The sequence below is a fragment of the Nocardia arthritidis NBRC 100137 genome (genome assembly GCF_001612765.1).
Classification (GTDB): domain Bacteria; phylum Actinomycetota; class Actinomycetes; order Mycobacteriales; family Mycobacteriaceae; genus Nocardia; species Nocardia arthritidis.
Genome location: NZ_BDBB01000031.1, coordinates 1 through 19,623 on the forward strand (window position 1 = coordinate 1; position 19,623 = coordinate 19,623).

The 19,623-nt window shown below is 70.5% G+C and carries 18 protein-coding genes; 10 read left to right on the top strand and 8 right to left on the bottom strand.

Annotation, left to right across the window (positions count from 1 at the left end; translation table 11 throughout):
- Positions 1-119: 119 nt before the first annotated feature.
- The 4 genes from NA8_RS21650 to NA8_RS21665 all read left to right on the top strand — a co-directional run bounded on the left by NA8_RS21650 (position 120) and on the right by NA8_RS21665 (position 5,787).
- Positions 120-779, top strand: coding sequence for a class I SAM-dependent methyltransferase (locus tag NA8_RS21650; RefSeq protein ID WP_063052180.1), 660 nt, complete (start codon positions 120-122; stop codon positions 777-779).
- Positions 780-904: 125 nt separating this feature from the next.
- Positions 905-3,019, top strand: a complete 2,115-nt coding sequence (locus tag NA8_RS21655; RefSeq protein WP_063052181.1) for an ArnT family glycosyltransferase — start codon at positions 905-907, stop codon at positions 3,017-3,019.
- A 513-nt stretch (positions 3,020-3,532) separates the two neighbouring features.
- On the top strand, positions 3,533-4,249 hold the full coding sequence (locus tag NA8_RS21660) for a response regulator transcription factor (protein WP_063052182.1): 717 nt from the start codon (positions 3,533-3,535) through the stop codon (positions 4,247-4,249).
- On the top strand, positions 4,246-5,787 hold the full coding sequence (locus NA8_RS21665) for a sensor histidine kinase (RefSeq protein ID WP_063052183.1): 1,542 nt from the start codon (positions 4,246-4,248) through the stop codon (positions 5,785-5,787). The genes NA8_RS21660 and NA8_RS21665 overlap by 4 nt, the downstream gene beginning before the upstream one ends.
- 137 nt (positions 5,788-5,924) lie before the next feature.
- On the opposite strand, the gene NA8_RS21670 is transcribed toward NA8_RS21665, so the two are convergent.
- The 3 genes from NA8_RS21670 to NA8_RS21680 form a co-directional block, all read right to left on the bottom strand.
- Complete coding sequence (locus NA8_RS21670) at positions 5,925-6,725, bottom strand: PIG-L deacetylase family protein (RefSeq protein ID WP_063052184.1); 801 nt, start codon at positions 6,723-6,725, stop codon at positions 5,925-5,927.
- 22 nt (positions 6,726-6,747) lie between these two features.
- Positions 6,748-7,143 (bottom strand): hypothetical protein, encoded by a 396-nt coding sequence (locus NA8_RS21675; RefSeq protein WP_245663940.1) that lies wholly within the window; start codon positions 7,141-7,143, stop codon positions 6,748-6,750.
- A 79-nt stretch (positions 7,144-7,222) separates the two neighbouring features.
- On the bottom strand, positions 7,223-7,429 hold the full coding sequence (locus NA8_RS21680; protein ID WP_063052215.1) for a hypothetical protein: 207 nt from the start codon (positions 7,427-7,429) through the stop codon (positions 7,223-7,225).
- Between the two features lie 237 nt (positions 7,430-7,666).
- On the opposite strand from NA8_RS21680, the gene galE reads away from it, so the two are divergent.
- Both galE and NA8_RS21690 read left to right on the top strand, forming a co-directional pair.
- Positions 7,667-8,644, top strand: a complete 978-nt coding sequence (gene galE, locus NA8_RS21685; RefSeq protein WP_063052185.1) for a UDP-glucose 4-epimerase GalE — start codon at positions 7,667-7,669, stop codon at positions 8,642-8,644.
- A gap of 378 nt (positions 8,645-9,022) precedes the next feature.
- Positions 9,023-9,619, top strand: coding sequence for a hypothetical protein (locus NA8_RS21690; protein WP_063052186.1), 597 nt, complete (start codon positions 9,023-9,025; stop codon positions 9,617-9,619).
- 13 nt (positions 9,620-9,632) lie between these two features.
- Here NA8_RS21690 and NA8_RS21695 read toward each other — a convergent pair whose 3' ends face one another.
- Complete coding sequence (locus NA8_RS21695; RefSeq protein WP_063052187.1) at positions 9,633-10,958, bottom strand: cryptochrome/photolyase family protein; 1,326 nt, start codon at positions 10,956-10,958, stop codon at positions 9,633-9,635.
- Between the two features lie 159 nt (positions 10,959-11,117).
- Positions 11,118-11,741 (bottom strand): lipocalin family protein, encoded by a 624-nt coding sequence (locus NA8_RS21700; protein WP_245663941.1) that lies wholly within the window; start codon positions 11,739-11,741, stop codon positions 11,118-11,120.
- Positions 11,742-12,260: 519 nt separating this feature from the next.
- Here NA8_RS21700 and NA8_RS21705 point away from each other — a divergent pair.
- A complete protein-coding gene (locus NA8_RS21705) occupies positions 12,261-13,106 on the top strand; it encodes a MerR family transcriptional regulator (protein ID WP_063052217.1) in 846 nt (281 codons plus the stop codon).
- A gap of 229 nt (positions 13,107-13,335) precedes the next feature.
- Here the strand turns inward: NA8_RS21705 and NA8_RS21710 are convergent, their stop codons facing one another.
- Positions 13,336-14,685 (bottom strand): TIGR01777 family oxidoreductase, encoded by a 1,350-nt coding sequence (locus NA8_RS21710; RefSeq protein WP_063052188.1) that lies wholly within the window; start codon positions 14,683-14,685, stop codon positions 13,336-13,338.
- Positions 14,686-14,835: 150 nt separating this feature from the next.
- Positions 14,836-15,627 (bottom strand): phosphatidylethanolamine N-methyltransferase family domain-containing protein, encoded by a 792-nt coding sequence (locus NA8_RS21715; protein ID WP_063052189.1) that lies wholly within the window; start codon positions 15,625-15,627, stop codon positions 14,836-14,838.
- A 113-nt stretch (positions 15,628-15,740) separates the two neighbouring features.
- Between NA8_RS21715 and NA8_RS21720 the strand changes: the two genes are divergently transcribed.
- Positions 15,741-16,547: a nuclear transport factor 2 family protein gene (locus NA8_RS21720; protein WP_084466979.1), complete on the top strand. Its 807-nt coding sequence runs from the start codon at positions 15,741-15,743 to the stop codon at positions 16,545-16,547.
- Between the two features lie 41 nt (positions 16,548-16,588).
- Here the strand turns inward: NA8_RS21720 and NA8_RS21725 are convergent, their stop codons facing one another.
- Positions 16,589-17,506 (bottom strand): sterol desaturase family protein, encoded by a 918-nt coding sequence (locus NA8_RS21725; protein WP_063052191.1) that lies wholly within the window; start codon positions 17,504-17,506, stop codon positions 16,589-16,591.
- A gap of 214 nt (positions 17,507-17,720) precedes the next feature.
- Here NA8_RS21725 and NA8_RS21730 point away from each other — a divergent pair, with 214 nt between their 5' ends.
- Both NA8_RS21730 and NA8_RS21735 read left to right on the top strand, forming a co-directional pair.
- Positions 17,721-18,878, top strand: a complete 1,158-nt coding sequence (locus tag NA8_RS21730; RefSeq protein WP_245663942.1) for a sensor histidine kinase — start codon at positions 17,721-17,723, stop codon at positions 18,876-18,878.
- Positions 18,875-19,528: a response regulator gene (locus NA8_RS21735; protein WP_084466980.1), complete on the top strand. Its 654-nt coding sequence runs from the start codon at positions 18,875-18,877 to the stop codon at positions 19,526-19,528. The genes NA8_RS21730 and NA8_RS21735 overlap by 4 nt, the downstream gene beginning before the upstream one ends.
- Positions 19,529-19,623 lie beyond the last annotated feature (95 nt).

Here is a 19,623-nt window from a genome sequence, read left to right on the forward strand (position 1 = left end):
GGCAGGGCCCGGCGCCCCGCCGCGGCCGCCCGAGGCGGTTGCCGAACCGGCAACCGCCTTGGTTGCCGAACCGGCAACGATATTTGCCGATACGGTCGGGCCGGTGGATGGTGGGACGCATGAGTGCGACACACCACCACCAGGACCGGACCGCGCCGACGACGACGGTCGAGTACTGGGAGTCCTTCTACCAGGAACGCGACCAGATCTGGTCGGGACGGCCGAACTTCCTGCTGGTGCGGGAGATCGAAGCGGTCGCCCCCGGTACGGCACTGGACCTGGGCTGCGCCGAGGGCGCCGACGCCATCTGGCTGGCCGAGCGTGGCTGGCGGGTGACGGCGGTGGACGTCTCGGAGACCGCGCTGGCCCGCGCCAGGGCGCAAGCGGCACGACAGCAGCTGCCCAGCGAAATCGATTGGCAGCGGCACGATCTCGACCACACCTTCCCGTCCGGGCGGTACGACCTCGTCACGGCGCAGTATCTGCACTCACCGGCGGCCGAGGACGGTGAACGGACGCGAATCCTGCGCCGGGCCGCCGAGGCGGTGGCGCCCGGCGGGCTGCTGCTGATCGTCGGGCACGCGCAATGGCCCAGCTGGGTGCTGGAACCGCCCGCCGACGTGCACTTCCCGACCACCGCCGAGGTTCGCGCCGGCCTCGCGCTCGACCCGGCCGAATGGCAGGTGGAAGTGGAGGACGAGGTCGAGCGCGAGCACGCGGGGCCGGAGGGACAGCCCGGCACGCGCAAAGACAACATCCTGCGAATTCGCCGCCGCTGATCCGAGCCCGAACCCCGCTCGACGCCGTCGGCCCGCACAGCGCACTCCCAGGTTTGCCCCAGGTTGCGGGCAGGCAGCCTTCCTAGCCTTCGAGGAGAAGTTCACACGGAAGGAAGGCGAAGATCATGGCGTCGACAACGAGCGTCCCGCCGGACGTGGAGGCCGTCGCGAGACCCGTCGGCGCCCATCGCGCCCCGGCCCTCGAGCGATCACGGGCGGATCGCGCGTTCTTCGGGCCCGCGACTCAACCGCGGTGGGCGCGCCCGGCGCTGTTCGCGCTGCTGGTCGCGACCGCGGTGCTGTATTTCTGGAACCTGACGGTCTCCGGGTGGGCGAACGAGTATTACGCCGCCGCGGCGCAGGCGGGCACGCAGAGCTGGAAGGCGCTGCTGTTCGGCGCGCACGACGCGGGCAACGCGATCACGGTGGACAAGCCGCCCGCGGCGCTGTGGGTGATGGGGCTGTCCGGGCGGCTGCTCGGATTCGGTTCATGGTCGCTATTGGCGCCCCAGGCCTTGATGGGCGTCGGCTCGGTGGCCCTGCTGTATGGCGCGGTGCGGCGGTGGAGCGGCCCCGGCGCGGGCCTGTTGGCCGGTACTGCGTTAGCGGCCACTCCGGTGGCCGCGTTGATGTTCCGCTTCGACAACCCGGACGCCCTGCTGACGTTGCTGCTGGTCACGGCGGCCTACTGCACGGTGCGGGCGATCGACGCACCCGGGCTGCGCTGGCGTTCGGCGAGCACCGGCTGGCTCGCGCTGGCCGGTGTGGTCATCGGATTCGCGTTCCTGACCAAGATGATGCAGGCGTTCCTGGTCCTGCCCGCGCTGGGGTCGGTGTTCCTGGTCGCCGCGGCGGGAGGCTTCTGGTCCCGGATCGTCAAATTGTTCACCGCGTGCGCGGCCATGGTGGTCGCGGGCGGATGGTACGTGCTGCTGGTCGAGCTCTGGCCCGCGGATTCGCGCCCCTATATCGGCGGTTCGACCGACAACAGCCTGTGGGAACTGGCGCTCGGCTACAACGGGATGGGCCGGCTGCTGGGCGGCAGCGGCAATCCGAGCGGAGGCTCGGGCGGACCCGGTGGCGGCGGCATGGGCGGCGCGTTCGGCGGCGACACCGGATTGGCCCGGCTGTTCAGCGGCAGCATGGCGACCGAGGTGTCCTGGCTGCTTCCGACGGCGCTGATCGGCCTGGTCGCCGGGCTGTGGCTGAGCCGCCGCGCACCGCGTGCCGATCGGCTGCGGGCGGCGATGATCCTTTGGGGCGGGTGGCTGCTCGGCACCGGCCTGGTATTCAGCTACATGAGCGGCATCATCCACCCGTACTACACGGTGGCCTTGGCGCCGGGCATCGCCGGTGTCGCCGCAATCGCGGTGACGCAGTTGTGGCGGCGGCGCGGGCACGCGGCGGCCAGGATCACGTTGGCGCTGCTGTCGGCGGTCACCGGCGGCTGGGGCTTCGTCCTGCTGGACCGCACACCGGACTGGTTGCCCTGGCTGCGCTGGACGGTGCTGGTTTCGACCGCACTCGCGGCGGTGGGCCTGCTGGTAGGCGCGCACCGGTCGCGCGGGATCGCCGTGACGATCGCGGCGGCCGCGCTGCTCAGCGGAGTCGCCGGGTCCACGGCCTACGCGGTCGAGACGGTCACGCACGCGCACAGCGGCGGCATCCCCACCTCCGGGCCCGCGCAAGCAGGTTCGATGGGCGGGCTCGGAGGTGGGCCGGGCGCGGGAGCGGATGGTCCGCCGACCGACGGCCGCACCGGCTCCGCGGACGGCACCGACCTGCCGACGGGAGACACCACTCCCGCCGGTACCGAGCTGCCGATCGGAGACACGCCCGCCGCCGGCGACGGCCGGTCGACCGGCGACGCGGGTGGACCGGGCGGAAGCGCCGGCAACGCGGAGCTGGACGCCCTGCTGGAGAACACCGACAGCCGGTGGTCGGCGGCGAGCATCGGCTCCGGCACCGCCTCGAGCCTGGAATTGCGCACCGGCACGTCGGTGATCGCGATCGGCGGCTTCGGCGGTGGCGACGACGCGCCGACGCCGGCGCAGTTCCAGCAGTATGTGGCCGATGGCGAGGTGCACTACTTCGTCGCGCAGGGGCAGGGCATGCGCCCCGGCTCCAGCGGGGAGAAGTCGGCGGCGGACGAGATCACCGAGTGGGTGAAGGCGCACTACACCGCGAAGACGGTCGGCAACATCACGGTCTACGACCTGACCGCACCTACCGGCAACTGATTGCCCGGAATTCGACCGCAGGAGTATCGCCGCGCCGCACGGTGCGGCGATACTCCTGCCGCGTGTTCGGCGGCAGCGCCTCGACACCGCCGCCGGCCCTTCGAGTTCGGCGCGGCACTGGCAACCACCGGAGGCGGCCGCCACAGATCGCCCGCGGCGAGGGCGCACCGAGGCGTATGGCGAGCCCACCACCTGATCAGCTCGCCGGTCCGGCAATCGCCACGAACCATGGGGCCGAAGCCCAGGGGCACACACCATCGCGGGCAGTGATGATCCGCGGTGCGGCGCACAGCATGCCGATCGGCTGCCCGCACAGACCCCTTGCTGACGCACGATCGCATCGCTTGTCGCCGACGAGCCCGGGCACCCGGATCGGACACCAGGCGCAGGCAGCCGCACCGGGCATGGTGGACGCGAAGGACGGTGAACAGCGCGCCCGGCCAGTGGTGCGCTCCCAGGAAACACCCAGCTTGCTCGCAGGTTGCTCCGTGCCTGCGAGGCAATCATGGACTCATGACCGGCACCGAACCCGAAGCCCGCGTCCTCATCGTGGACGACGAACCGATGATCATCGAACTGCTCGCCGTGAGCCTGCGGTTCCAGGGGTTCGAGGTGGCCGCCGCGCTCAGCGGCACCGAGGCACTGGATCGGGTGCGCGGATTCCGGCCGGACGCGTTGATCGTGGACGTGATGATGCCCGGTATGGACGGATTCGGGATGCTGCGGCGGCTGCGCGCCGACGGGGTGACCGCGCCCGTGCTGTTCCTGACCGCGCGCGACGACGTCGACGACAAGTTGACCGGACTCACCCTCGGCGCGGACGACTACGTGACCAAGCCGTTCAGCCTGGAGGAGGTCATCGCGCGACTGCGAGTCATCCTGCGCCGCAGCGGCCTACAGTCCGCTGACGAGGGCGTCAACCGGATGACGGTGGGCGATCTGGTGCTCGACGACGACAGTCACGAGGTGTGGAAGGCGGGTGCGCCGGTGTCGCTGTCACCGACCGAGTTCACCCTGCTGCGCTACTTCATGGTCAACGCGGGCAAGGTGCTGAGCAAGCCCAAGATCCTGGACCACGTCTGGCGCTACGACTTCGGCGGCGACGCGGGCGTGGTCGAGTCGTATGTGTCGTATCTGCGGCGCAAGGTCGACACCACCGAACCGAAACTGCTGCACACGCTGCGCGGCGTCGGTTACGTGCTGCGCGAACCCCAGGCGAGCCGGAGGTGAGCGTACGAACGGAACTCGCGCGGCGGATATCGGCGGTCCCGCTGCGGGTGGGACTGGTGATCGTGCTGCTGCTGCTGACGGCGGCGGCGCTGTTCGCGTCGGGTGCGGCGGTGACCTCGGCGCTGAGCCGATCGCTGACCCAGCGTACCGACGAGCAGCTCTACGACGCGGCGCGGTCCTGGGCGCAGCCGCGTCCGATGCGGCGGGTGATCACCGGTGACGGTCGCACGCAATGGATTCCGGCGGATCTCCCGGCCGCGCCGGTGCAGCCGAGATCGGTGGGCGAGCAGCCGCGCCGGTTCTTCGAACTGCGCACGGGAGCCGACGGCCAGGTGTATTCGGACCCGCCCGGAGGCAACAGCGCCGCGGGGGCCCCGGACCTGGGCGGCGCGAGCGCCCAGACGCCGAGAACGGTGGACTCCTCGGACGATTCGCCGGTGCGCTGGCGGGTGCTGACCACGACCAACGAATACGGTTCCACCACCATCGGCCTGCCGCTGACCGACAACCAGGAGACGGTCTCGCGGCTGATCTTCTTCGAGGTCGGCACGGGGGCAGCGGCTCTGCTGGCCCTGGGCGCCGTCGGCTACCTGGTGATCCGGCGCAGCCTGCGGCCGCTGCGCGAGGTGGAGCAGACCGCGGCGGCGATCGCGAGCGGCGACCTGCACCGGCGGGTGCCGGTGCGCGGCGTCGACACCGAAGTCGACCATCTGGCGCGGTCGTTGAACGAGATGCTCGCCCAGATCCAGCACGGCGTGGCCGCGACCGAGGCCTCCGAGGAAGCCGCCCGACGCTCGGAAGCGCGGATGCGCCGCTTCGTCGCCGACGCCAGCCACGAACTGCGCACGCCGCTGACCACGATTCGCGGTTTCGCAGAGTTGTACCGGCAGGGCGCCAGTACCGATACGGGAATGGTGGTCGGCCGGATCGAGGCCGAGGCCGAGCGCATGGGTGTGCTCGTCGAAGATCTGCTGCTGCTGGCGCGGCTGGACGAGAAGCGCCCGCTGGAGCGCAGACCCGTAGACCTGCTCGCGCTCGCCGGCGACGCCGTGCACAACGCGCGGGCCATCGCCGCCCGCCAGAAGCCGTCGCCCGCCGCGCCGGACCGCTCGATCACCCTGGTGATCGGCGAGGGCGAAGGAACCATGGATGTCGTCGGCGACGAGGCGCGCCTGCGCCAGGTCCTGGGCAACCTGCTGGGCAACGCGCTCACCCACACTCCGCGCGAAGCGGCGATCACGGTGCGGCTCACAGCCGCGCCCGATCGCGTCCGCGTCGCCGTGATCGACACGGGCCCCGGCCTGTCGCCCGACGCCGCTGCGCGGGTATTCGAACGCTTCTACCGTGCGGACGCCTCGCGCACCCGGACCAGCGGCGGCACCGGCCTCGGCCTGTCCATCGTGCAAGCGCTGGTGACCGCACACGGCGGCCGGGTCTCGGTCGACAGCGAACCGGGCCGCGGGGCGACCTTCACCGTGGTGTTGCCCCGGGAACCCGCCGATAGCCTGCCCGTAGGAGAGTGGGCTCGGTCCGGGTAGCACGGGGTCCGCTCAGCGCGATCCCCGACGGAAACCGTCGGCCTGCGCCGCGCCGGTGCGCGGCGCCCCAGGGACGCCGAGCTGTCGGACGGCCTGGCGGTGCGCATCGGATCGCCGATGGCGTAGGCGGCCGCCGCTCAGCGTGGCGCGGGTAGGAAGATGTCGTCGAGCGGGGTCCCGGAGCCGGGGGTAGCGCCTTCTTCGGCGAACCATTCCCAGTGCATCACACGGGCGAGGACCGGGTTGGGCAGGCGCAGGAGCACTTTCGCGATGGTCGCGAAGCGGCTGGAGCCCTCGATGATCGAGCGGTGGGCGGCCAGGGCGGTTTTGCGTTGCGCGGCATGGGCGGCGACATCGATCCGATGGGTGATCGCCGAGCGCGGACTGAACAGCGTGGCGAGGGCCGACGGGTCGTAGCGGAAGGGGACCCGCAACCGCTCCAGCGAACGAACCAGGCGCGTGTAACCCTCGCGCGGCAGGGTGGCGTCCAGGACGCGCGACACACCGGCGAGTTCCGCCGCGCGCTTGCCCACTCGGTGCACACGGACGTGGTCGCGGTGCCCGTATCCGCCGTTGCTGTCGTAGCTGAGCAGAATCTCCGCGTGCTCCTCGCGAAGGATCGCGGCCAACCGCCGCGCCGCCTCCTCGGGATCCGCGCGGGCGAATCGCATCCGGTCCGGCGGGTCGGCGTACAGCACTGCGCCGTGTCCGCTGTCGGCGTAGCCGAGGTGCACCACCCGGTGCACGCCGAGGGCGGCGGCGCCGGCCTCCAACTCGCCCAGGCGCAACGGCTTGCGGCCATCCAGATCCTCCATGTGGCCATCGGTGGCCACCACGATCACCGTCCGGTGCCCGGCGGCGGACAGCTTGGCCAAGGTCCCGCCGGTCAGCAGGGTCTCGTCGTCCGGGTGCGCGTGGAATGCCACAACGGTCGCCATCGCACCAGTGTGCCAAAGGCATTCACCACAGATCCCTGGCCAGCCGGGTCGCGCCGACGAGCATGTAGCCGCCGGTCAGGGCGACCATGGCGACCGCGGCCGGGCGCGGGGCGTCACTGCGCAGGAGGCGCACCCCGCCGTGCGTGGTGTCCAGGATGTCCACGAGCAACGCCAGACGCTGCCAGCGTGGCAGTTCCTCGGCGGGGGCGGTCAGATACCCCAGGCCCAGCGCGATCGCCCGCGCGCCGAAGATCCGGGTCATGTAGTCGAGTTCGGGCGTGGGACATACGCCGAGCGCCCTGGTCAACGTCCGTGGCGCCACGAGAGCGGCCGACCCCAGCGCGACCCGTCCGAGCGCCAGGCCGCGCAGGGCACCGGCCAGTGGGGAGCGGGTTTGCCGCATGCTGTTCGTCACCATGCCCCGAGCCTCGCCCAGAACGCCGATCAGGTCGATTACCTGCGAGGTAATCGACCTGACGACGGTATGGGCGAGGGACTCAGGGCAGCGGAACCCACTGGTCGAAGAACCAGAAGCCGTGCGGGCTGGGCTGCGGGTCGCCATGGTGCTGCTGCTCGGGAGCGTGGTCGCGGCCCTGGTCGCGATCGTTGTGACCCGGATCCGCGCTCGCGACACCCGCGCCCGCGCCGACCGCGGCCAACGCGATACCCCCGGCCACCGCCGCCTTCGCCACCTTGGACTTCAACACCTTCATACTTGTCTCCTCGATCCGGCCCGTCGGGCTCCCGGCCGAACTTCGACCGCGGAGACAATCCTCGGTGCGCGATCTCGAGACACTCCGATACTGCGCTGGGAACCTCCTGGCAACTCGAATCTGCTCCTACAGCGAATCGACAGCTTCGAGAAAGCCTCCGGCGCGCCGGGCGTCCGCCAGGGACTACCCTGAGGTCCTCCGCCATCCGCCCACCAGGAGAGGACAGCCGTGAAGCTTCTCGTCACCGGCGGCGCCGGTTACATCGGCAGCGTCGTCGCCCACCAGCTCGTCGACGCCGGCCACGAAGTGGAGATTCTCGACGACCTGTCCACCGGCTTCCCGGAGAACCTTCCGGCGCGCGCGGCATTCCACCAGCTGTCGATCCACCGTGTCGCCGACGTGCTCACACCCGCGTCCGGTTTCGACGGCGTGCTGCACTTCGCCGCCAAGATCGAAGTCGCCGAATCGGTCGCGAACCCCGAAAAATACTGGTGGAACAACATCGAAGGCTCGCTCGCCTTGCTTCGCGCCATACGCGCCGCCGGCATCCCGCGACTCATCTTCTCCAGCACCGGGTCGATGTACACCGGCGACGGAAGCACGCCTTTCGACGAGAACGCGGAAGTGCGTCCGGCCAATCCGTACGCGGCGACCAAGGCGTCCGTGGACATGATGATCGCGGGCGAGTGCGGCGCGAGCGAACTCGGCGCCGCGTCACTGCGTTATTTCAACGCCTCCGGCGCCGTCGTCGCGCACGACATGCGGCTGGGCGAGCGCCACGACCCGGAGTCGCATTTGATCCCGATCCTGCTGCAAGCCGCGGCGGGACAACGTGATTCGTTCACGCTCTACGGTACCGACCATCCCACGCCGGACGGCACCTGCATCCGCGACTACGTGCACGTAGCCGACCTCGCCGCCGCTCATCTGCTGGCGCTGGAGGCCATCCGCCCCGGTGAATACGAGGTGTACAACCTCGGCAACGGCAGCGGCTACTCCAACCGGCAGGTGCTCGACACGGTGCGGGAGGTCACCGGACGCGACTTCCCGGTCCACTACGGTCCGCGCAGGCCGGGCGATCCTGCCGTCTGCGTGGCCGCCAGCGGCAAGGCGGGCGCCCGGCTCGGCTGGAAGCCACAGCGACCGGATCTGGCCGACATCGTCTCCGACGCATGGCGCTTCCACCGGTCGGTGTACGGCGACTGATCGACCGAGCAAATTTTCGGCGTATTCTCACGTAGTCCCGGGCAACCTCCATCCGCGCGCCCGGGAATCGCGAGTCGATCAGAGAATGAACAGAATCAGCGCCTTCTGCAGGGTGTCCATGATACGGCCGATGGTGATCGCGATTTCGACGGTGCCCACGACAGGCCCCTTTCCTCGGACATGGCAAATCCTCGACACATCAATTCAAGCGCGCGCGAACGCGATTCGCCAAGCGCGCGCCGGGTCTCGTTCGGGCGGATCGGCGAGGTTCATCCACGGTGCCCCGCTCGTCGAATCATCTGTGTCGCGAGACCGGTCGCGACAGCGGGGCCGATCAGCGCACCGCACAGGCATTTCGATCCATCGACAGGAGCACAGGTGACGTCGTCGCAACCGTTGGTCCGGGAGGACTCGCACGACTGTTCTCGGCATGCGGCCGACACGGTAGGGCAAGCCGCGGCGATACTCGGCATGCTCCATCGAATCCCCGCCGACCACGCGGAGGTATCCGCGCGCCTGACGCCGCTCGCCGATCGCAGTGCGGACATCGCGTGCGAACTGCTCGGCGAGTCGGCGGGCCGGTGCGCGCTGGGCCGGGCGCTGCACAGCGTCGTCATCCATCTCCGGACGACGGCCGAGCTCGCGAACCGGCACCGCGTGACAGTGCTCGCCGACGAACTCGTCGAGATCATCGGCATCGTGCAGGAGTGCGGGCAGAACACGGCCCGATCGTTCGCGGCGCCGCTGGACTCCATGTGGGCGGCACACTACCGCGCCGAGATCCTGCGGCTGGCCGACGACGCCGACGACGCTTTCCGCCGCCTGTTCGCGCGGTGGTACTTCGACACCGACGACCTGACGACAGTGGCCGGTATGCGGGAGGTCGGCGACGAACTGGAGAACGTGGTGCGAGCCTTCGAGTCGGTCGCCGACGCCGCGGTGGCCGCGGACCGGCCGGGCGAGCTGGTCGGGTGACCGCTCGCGGCCACTACATTCCGACGAAATCGATGATCGGCGCCGGGTAGTCCGCCGGATCGACCTGCTCGCGCCACGGCCGGTGGACGCGCGCACCGGGGAGGTGCGCCAACTCGGGAATCCAGTGCCGGACGTACGCGCCGTCCGGGTCGTAGCGCTCGGCTTGGCGCAGCGGGTTGAGCACCCGATTCGGCCTGGTGTCGGTCCCCGTCCCCGCGACCCACTGCCAGTTGAGCTGGTTGTTGGCCAGATCCCCGTCCACCAGCCAGCGCAAGAAGTGCTCCGCCCCCACCCGCCAGTCGACGCGCAACGACTTGGTCAGGAAACTGGCCGTGATCAGCCGCGCCCGGTTGTGCATCCAGCCCTCCGCGTGTAGCTGCCGCATGCCCGCGTCCACGATCGGATGCCCCGTGCGCCCCTCCCGCCAGGCGTCGACGGCTTGCGGGTCCTCGCGCCAGCGGATCTCGCGGGCACGGTAGTCCGACCAGGCCGCGGATGGGCGGGCGGCCAGCAACTGGTGGTGGAAGTCGCGCCAGGCCAGCTGCCGGGCGAACGCGCGCCCGCCCTCGGTGGACATGTCGACCCGGTGCACCAGCTCCACCGGAGACACGCAGCCGAAGTGCAGATACGGCGACAGCCGCGAGGTTGCGTCGGCGGCGAGGTCGTCGTTGTCGCGCGCGTAGTGCTCGACCGGCCCGGACAGCCAGTCGCGCAGCATCTTTCGTCCCGTCGTCGCACCGCCCACCGCCAGCCGCGGCGATGTCCGGCCCGCGCACAGCTCCCCCGCGTCCGGCAGCGGCAGGCTCGACACCTCCGGCACCGTGAGGCCGCGCGGCGTGCCGAGCGGTGTGCGCCGCGGCGCTTCGGACCAGCGTCGGAAATACGGGCTGAAGACGGCGAAGTGGTCGCGCCCGGTGGCGGGCAGCAGCGTTTGCGGATCGGCGGCGGTGATGGTGGCGGGATGCGTATGCAGCTGACAGTCGCGGCGCGCGAGTCGTTGGCGCAGAGCGCGTTCCCGGCGGCGGCTGTAGCCGCTGACGTCGGCGGCGACGTGCACGCTCTCGGCGTGCACCTGGGTGACCACGCGATCGACCTCCGCGGCCACGTCCCCGCGGCGCAGGACCAGGTTGCCGCCGAGTGCGCGCAGTTCGTCGTCCAGCTCGGCCAGAGCCGCCGCGAGGAACCGCGCGCGGTTCGGCGCGGCGAAGCGGCCGGAGAGGATGGCGTCGTCGAGCACGAACAACGGCACTACCGCGGCGCCCTCCCGGTGCGCGGCGGTCAACACCGGGTTGTCCCGCACCCGCAGGTCGCGGGTGAACAGAGCGATCGCGACGGTCATCGCGCACCCACCCGTCGTACGGCGCGAATTCTCATCCTCGGGCCTCCTTGCCGGACGGTGGAATCGTGCTCGGCGCCCATGAGGGCCGCGCCGGCGCGGCATCGGGCGGCTCAGCCACACCGCCGACGACGCGACCCTCGCGGGTGCCGAGCATCCCGGTCACCCCGCGCAGAGCGGGACGATGCGCGACTCACCGCCCGTCGTCGGCGAGGTCAGGTACACGCACGTGTTCTGACCGGCCGCGGTGATCGCCGCGCGCACCTGCTGCCAGGCATCCGCGTCCAGCGAAACCTCGCGAGCCAGGACGAACCCGGATATCCGGCTCGGGTCGGTGACCACCGCCCACGAATAGTCCGGGCCGAGCGCGGTGACGATGTAGTTGGTCGGCCCCTCCCTGCGATCCTGGGTGGGCACGCCGGGGAAGCTGACATGCAGCTGCGCCCCGGTCTCCCGGTCGTTGACAGTCGCGGTGCCGTTGATCTCGTTGCGCGTGTTCGCCCACGTGGTGCAGGTGTTGCGCACCGCGATGTCGCCCTGCGGATCGAGTGTGTAGTTCGCCTGCGTGTCGCGCGCGCAGTTCAGATTGAAGTATTGCGGGATGGCGGCGAGTTGACGCCAGGTGCCCAAGTACCGCTCCAGCTCGAGCCGCGGCACCGGGGCGGGCCCGTCGGCCGGGCTGAACGCCGCGGCGGAACCGCCCGCCGCCAGCGCCGTCACGGACAGCGCCGACACCACCCCGGCGAGCAGGCGGGTCGACGTACGCAGCAGATTGCGACGATGCACGCTAACTCCTAGAAATCGGCGACGCTGTCCACTCTAGCACAGAACGATGCATAATTGATGCAACATATTTCGTTCCCGGAGGATCGATGACGCGGCGGACAGCGCACCGGCATCGGGGGCCGCGCGACCGTCGGACACGGGCGCGCTCATCCCGCGAACCACCGTCCCGCTCGGGCCGCTCGGCGACCCGTGATCGTCGACCGCGCCGTAACCGGCCACCGAGGTGCGTCGAAGCGACGATTTCGCGAGTCCGCGGTTCCGTCTCGATGCCGACTCGCTCCGCGAATCGCCCGCCGCGCGCCGGGCAGTCGCTCCGCTCGGATGCCGTCGCGCCGCGGCCGCCGCTGCTCACCGCCCTGGACGCCGGCGCCCGGCACTCGCCCACCCGTGCTCGGACCGCACGGCGGCCCGCACGGAACGTCGGGGCACGAAATCGAGGATGACGTGGCGCCATCGCGCGGACCCATCGACAACCCGGGCGGGAATGATCCCGTCGGCGGCGACGGGCACAATAGGGCGATGCCCGCCGGTCCTGTCCCTGTGTCCGACGCGGCCGGATATACGGTGCGCGCGGTCGCCGAACGTCTCGGTATCCCGACCGCGACGCTGCGCAGCTGGAATCGCCGCTACAACATCGGTCCACCGCAACACCGCCCGGGTAAGCACCGCCTGTATACCGAGGCCGATATCGCCATGCTGGAGCGGATGCTGACGCTGATCCGCGCGGGTGCGAGCCCGGCGGGCGCGGCGGCGGCGGTGCGCGGACCCGCGCCCACGCTCGGGCACCGGGAATCGCTGCTGGCCGCGGCTTTCGCGCTGGACACCACCGCGGTGTCCAGCCAGCTCGAAGCGCACGTGCGCGCGTTCGGCGTAGTGGACACCTGGGACCTGCTGTGCCGCCCCGCTTTCGCCGACATCGTCGATCGCCAGCTCGGCGGCGAGGGATGCATCGATGTCGAGCACCTGCTGTCCTGGTGCGTCATCTCGGTGCTGCACCGGACGAGCCCGCCGTCGGCGGCCGACGGCGCGACGCCCGTGGTGCTCGCGTGCACCAGCGGAGAGACGCATTCGCTTCCGCTGGAGGTGCTGCGCGCGGCTCTCGCCGAACGCGGCGCCGGAGCGCGGATGCTCGGCGCCGACGTGCCCGCCACCGCACTCGCCGACACCCTGGCCCGGTTCGACCGTCCCGCCGCCGTACTGCTGTGGTCGCAGCAGGAGTCCACGGCGTTGACCTCCGCCGTCCGCGCCTGCCTCGGCGCGGGCGCGCGCGTGCTGGTCGGCGGCCCCGGATGGGAGGCGGTCCTCCTCCCCGAGGGCGTGGAACGAGTCGACAGCCTGCTCGACGCCGCCGACCGGCTCGCCTGAACGCACGGCTCGGGTAGCTCGCTTCACCCCTCCATGATCGATGCGAAATTGATGCATCTGCAATGTGGAAACCGGTGCGGCGGCCGTCGCAGCAGAATGAGCCGCAACTATCGAGCACCAAACTACCGATGTCCCCGTTGGCGGTATCTCGCCTACGCCGATGCTGGGTACCGCATCCGCTACCGCAACGGGAGCGCCGGGGGCCCGGCCGGGACCAGGGCCTCCCACGTCACCCCGCGGGCCTGCCGAGCAGATGACGCAGCGCCGGTTCCAGGGCGGGGGTGCGGAATCGGTGACCGGCTTTCGTCAGCCGGGTGGGAACGACGCGCTGACTGGCGGACGCCACTTCCCGGTTGCCTTCGCGGCCCAACAGCAACGCGGGAGCGAACCCGGGTACGGGGAACAGCGCCGGACGGTGCAGCACGCCCGCCAGGACCTTGGTGTACTCCGCGTTGCGAACCGGGTGGGGGGCAACGGCATTGACCGCCCCGGACAGTCCGGTGTCCCAGAGCGCCCGATGGTAGACGTCGATCAGGTCATCGATCCCGATCCACGACAGCCACTGACGACCGTCGCCGATGCGCCCGCCCAACCCTGCCGTGAACAGCGGGCGCAACAGCCGCAGCGTGCCTCCGCGCGGAGACTGCACGATCCCGGTACGCACGCGCACCACCCGCACACCCGCTTCGGCGGCGGGCACCGTCGCGGCCTCCCACTCCTCGACCACATCGGCCAGGAAGCCGTCGCCGCGCATCGACTGCTCGGTCAGCGTCTCGTCGCCGCGATCGGCGCCGTAGTAGCCGATCGCGGAGGCGCTCACGAAGACCGGCACCGCCGCCCGCGCCGCTACTTCGGCGAGTCTGCGGGTCGGCCCGATCCGGCTGTCCGCGATCGCGCGCTTGTGCCCGGCGGTGAATCGGCCCGCGATGGAGGCCCCGGCCAGATGCACCACCGCGTCCACGCCGTCCAGCAGATCCGGCGCGGGATCCGCGGGGTCCCATCGTCTTTCGTCCGCGGCGCGCGGCGCGTGCCGGACCAGCCGCACCACACGATGCCCGCCGGTGGACAGGAACGCGGTCAGCGCCGAACCGACCAGGCCGGACGCTCCGGTCACCGCGACGGTCCTGGACACGAAACCCTCCCCCGCCGCCCGCGCGTGCGCAGCGAGGTCGTCGGCGAGCTGCCGGTGGCGGTAGGCGAACATGGGCCGCAGGACCGTGGCGGGCACCGGCGCGTCCACCCGGTCGATCACCCGGGTATGCGTCCGGTCGACGACCTCGAAATCGTGGGTATGCCGCCACGGCAGCAATCCGGCCGGCAGCGAGCCGACGCCGTCGACGGTGACCGCGTCGACGAACCGGCGCGGCGGGTCGTACTCGCCGGGATCGTGCCGGGCCACCCAGCGCAGGCCGCCGGGCAATCCGAGCACCGCCTGCCCGTCGGACAGCGAGTCCGACTCGGCACGCGGTGACACCGGCTGCCACGGCGGCGCCAGGCGGGCCAGCGCGCCGGGGCGGGCGTGCCAGGCGAACACCTCGGACCGGGGTAGATCGATGACGCTCGCGTACTCGATACCCATGACCCGACTGTAGCCCCAAACCGACCCGATGCAGCGTTTCTGCATCGTTCTTCGACTCACAATCTCATAAACCACAGGAAACGGTCGATGAACAGGACGTCCGATGCAATTTGTTGGCTCGAAATCCCCCCGACCGGCAGGGTCGCGGGGTCAGACGACGAAGGGGATCAACGCTTTCCGGTCCACCGGATACGCAGCGAACTTCTCCCGGTACCACTTGTGCGTGGCGAAGGCGCGCGGGACCAGATTGCCCGCCGTGATCAGGAAGATCACCACGCCGGCCAACGACCACGTCGCCAGCGCGAAGCCCGCCCAGGCGATCAACTCACCCAGGTAGGCCGGGCTGCTCACGAACCGGAAACCCGCGCCGTAGGGAATCCGGTATTCGGCGGCGCCCGGATCGTTCTTGTCGCGCAGGTTGCGCACGATCGACTCCGAGCGCACCAGCAACGCGAACCCGCCCAGATAGAAGACGAGCCCGAGCAGGAACCGCGGATCGGTCAACCACGCCGGTCCGTATTGATCGAGATAGTCGTGACCGAACAAGCTGCCGTTGAGATAGCCGTGCAGCGCCGTGACGAACACGCCCGCGGCGAGCACCGAGATGTTGAAGCTGCTCCGCTTACCGGGCATCTGCCGGATGGACAGCGGGAAGAACCAGCCGCGATTGCCATAGTGCAGTACCCAGATCGCGGCGAGCGCCGAGGAGGTGGGCTCGAAGCGGTTCGGGCCCGCGAGATAGCAGATCGCGAATACCACCGTCGCGGGCATCTCCATCAACCACCAGCCCAGCTTGGGGTTCAGATTGAAACCGACCTCGGTCGAGGCGAACCGCCCGTAGGGACTCTGCGCGAAGAAGCCGCCGAAGACGACGAACGCCGCGAACACGAAGCCGATCGTCAGTACGGTGTCGTAGGCGGTGTTCCCGGTATACCAGTCCATCGAGACCCCTTGCCGTGCGGAGGCGACCGGCGTGACACCGGAACGCGACGCCAAAACTAGAACTTGTTCTACCATGTGTCCAGTCCCGGCTCGCATCAACGGAGGTATTGCCCATGCCGCTGGATCCCTCGGCCGCGGCGCTGCTCGCGGCCGTCGAGGCGTCGCCGCGCGCGGTCGGCGCGCACGACAAGTCCGCGTGGGTGGGACTGTTCGCCCCCGGCGCCGAGGTCAACGATCCGGTGGGATCCCGCCCGCACGTCGGCCGCGCCGCCATCGAACGGTTCTACGACACCTTCGTCGGGCCGAACACCATCGCGTTCCGGGTCGACCGTGACCTGGTCCATCCGCCGACGGTGGTGCGCGATCTGACCATCGTCACCACGATGTCCACCGGCGCCACCGTCTTCGTACCGATGCATCTGCGCTACCGGCTGGTCGAGCGGGACGGTGCGTGGCGGATCGCCCACCTGGCCGCGCATTGGGAGCTGGCGGGCATGATCTGGCAGCTGCTGCGCACCGGGCTGCCCGGGTTCGCCGCCGCGCTGAAGCTCGGGCCGCAACTGATCGTCAACCAGGGCGTCGGCGGGGCGCTGGGCATGCTGCAGGCGCTCGGCGGCGTGGGTCGCCGCGGGAAACGCGCCACTACGGGGCTTTTCGCTGCCGCGGCGAGCACCGACCTCAGCCGCGTGCGCGAGTTGCTCGGGCATCGGGCCTATCTCGAGCTGCCCGCGGGCACGCCGGTATCGGTGGAGGAATTCACGAACCGGGTGCGCAACATGCGCTGGAGCAAGGTGATCGCCGCGGGCCGCACCGTCACGGCGAGCGTGCGGCTCGGCGCGGTCGCCGGAGTCGCGATCGTGGAGTTCGCGGCCGGCGGCGACAGCATCGCGAGTGTGACGTTCTATCTCGACGGTGACTGACGCCGGATCGTCCGCTGCCGCACCCGGCTACCACACCGCGTTCAGGACGTGAGCTGTCCGGCGCGTTCCACCGTCCGGCCGGTTGTCGCAGCTTCGACCACCGCGACCGGTGCCGCATGCTCGGTCCAGCCGGGCGGACCGAAGACGTATCCGAGCCGCCCGCGCCAGGTGCTCGCACCACGCACGTCGCGGATCAGCGCGGCCAATTCGTGATAGTTGACCTTCAGCGGGTTGTCGGTGCCGATGTTCTTGGTGAGGCCGTAGCGGACCGGTTCGGATTCGGCGGCGAAGCTGCCGAACATGCGATCCCAGATGATGAGGATGCCGCCGTAGTTCTTGTCGATGTAGGGCTTGTTCGAGCCGTGGTGGACACGGTGGTGCGACGGGGTGTTGAACAGGAACTCGATCGGGCGCGGCAGCGTCCGGACGCGCTGGGTGTGGATCGGGAACTGGTACAGCAGCCCGATGCCCTGCAGCAGGAAGATCATCCAGGCCGGAAACCCCAGCAGCGCCGCGGGCACCCACGCCAGCCCGCGCAGGATATTGGGGACCGGATGCAGCCAAGAGAGCCGGATCGCGGTGGAGAGATTGAAGTACTCGCTCGAATGGTGCACGTTGTGCGCGGTCCACATCAGCCGCACCCGGTGGTCGGCGCGATGCGCCCAGTAGTAGCAGAGATCCGTGACGATCAGGCCGAGTACCCAGACCCACCACGAGCGCGGCGAAAGATGCAGCGGGGTGATCGCGGCGGCGGCGACCACCGCCGAGAACGGCACCAGATACTGCATCAGCGGTTTCACCAGCCGGCCCAGGGTGAACGTCGCGATGTTGGACGCGGTGTCGCGGGCCGACCCGCTGGTGCCGGATCGGTCGGGATCGCGCCGGTAGGAGATCCACTCCACCAGCATGAGCACCGCGAACGCGGGAATGGCATAGCTCAACAACTCCACACGGCCCATGAGTTCTCCTTCATCGTCCGCCGTCGACATCGACGCTACGGCTGCGCGGCCTCGAGAACATCGCGCCGACGAGGGATCGCGCGTCCCCCGCGCGGGGGACGCGCGCGGCTCGGTCGGCGGGCACAGTGAGTGGTCGGCGCTGCCGGGCGCGCTCGCTAGGATCGCCGCGTAACTCGACGCTGAACCGGACGGAGGCGGTGGCGAACTGTTGGATGTGAGCAGGTCGCTGGCGCGGCAGTCGGTGGTGGTGGCCGTGGCAGCGGCCCTGATCGACGCAGTGGTGCTGGGGCTGTGCGGCGTATTCGCCGTGGCCCCATGGCAGACGGCCGCCGCGATCACCGCGATCGTCGCCGCCGATCTGGCCTTGGCCGCGCCGCCCCGGACCGCCGGGGTGGTGGCGGTGGCGCAGGTGCTCGTGCGATTGCTGGCCGCGCTGCTGCTGCACCGCCACGGGTTCCCGGTGCGGTTCGCCGACGTGGGTTTCCTGGTGGCCGGATATCGCGCGGGGGCATGGCTCGCCGGGCCGAAATCCGTGCTGACCATGCTGCTGCTGTGCGCCGGCGTGGCCTCCGCCCACGCGCTCACCGCAAGCAATGCCGCCCAGGACTGGCGGCTACTGCTCGCCTCCACCGTCTCCGCGGGTTGCGTGCCTTGGCTGGTCGGCCGTTACACAGCCGCGCGCGGCGCCTACATCGCCGACCTCGAGCAGCGTGCCCGGTTGCGACAGCAGGAGCACGGGGTGGCTCTGGAGCGGGCGGTCACCGACGAGCGGGCGGCCATCGCCCGCGACCTGCACGACGTGATCTCGCATCACGTCAGCGCGATCGGCATCCACGCCGGCGCCGCCAGGCTGGCGCTGGGCGGCACGGCGAACCCGGCCGCCGCCCGATCACTGTCCGCGGTGGAGTCCAGCAGCCGGGCCGCGATGGTCGATCTGCGCCGCCAGCTCGATCTGTTGCACGGACGCGACGACGACGGGCAGCGCCAGCCGGGACTCGCCGACATCGACGGGCTGATCGAGCACGTCCGCGCGGCCGGCCTGCAGGTCGAGACGACCGTGCGCGGCGACGCGGTGGAACTGCCCGACTCGTTGAACATCACCCTGTATCGCATCGTGCAGGAGATGCTGACCAACGCGCTGCGGCACGGGGACGGCACGCACGCGCGGCTGGAGGTGGAGTACCTGCCGAAGCGGGTGGTGCTGCGCGCGACCAATCCCCTCGCCCGTGAACCGGCCGCCGCCGACACCTCGGTCCCGCGCGGCCTCAATGGGATCCGCCGCCGCGCCGAGCTGTTCGGCGGCGAACTGGACTACGGCAGCGACGCCGCGCAGTGGCACACCACGGTGTCCGTGCCGATCGGAGGATCGTGAACCCGCCCATCCGTATCCTGATCGCCGACGACCACAGCATGTTCCGCTCCGGCCTGCGCGCCGTCGTCGACAGCCAGGCGGACCTCGATTGCGTCGCCGAGGTGAGCGACGGCCGCGCCGCCATCGCCGAGACCGCCCGGCTGCGACCGGATGTCGCGATCCTCGATGTCCGGATGCCGAAGCTGGACGGGCTGGCCGCCACCGGCGCGATCGTCGCCGCGGGCGGAACGCACGTCCTGGTGCTCACCACCTACGACAGCGACGCCAACCTGCATCGCGCCTTGCAGGCGGGCGCGAGCGGGTTCCTGCTGAAAAGCCTGCCGCCCGAGGAACTGGTCACGGCCATCCGGATCGCGGCGCGCGGCGACGCGCTGATCGATCCCTCGATGACCCGCCGCCTGGTCTCCCGCTTCGCGAGCACGCTCGCGCCGCCGCGCACCCCGCCGGAAGTCCACCAGCTCACCGCTCGTGAACTCGAGGTACTGCTCCTACTGGCCGACGCGCACAGCAATGCCGAGATCGCCGCGCAACTGGGCGTCGGCGAGGAGACGGTGAAGACCCACGTGTCCCGCGTCCTCGCCAAGCTCGGCGTGCGCGATCGCATCCACGCCGTCGTCTACGCCCATCAGCACGGGCTGGTCACGCCGTAATAGGCGCGCTCGGCCGCGCCTCTCAGACGCGGGGCCACCCAACTACTCATCGACGCCGAGGCGCACAGTCGCGAGACCTCCGATACGGAGTAGTC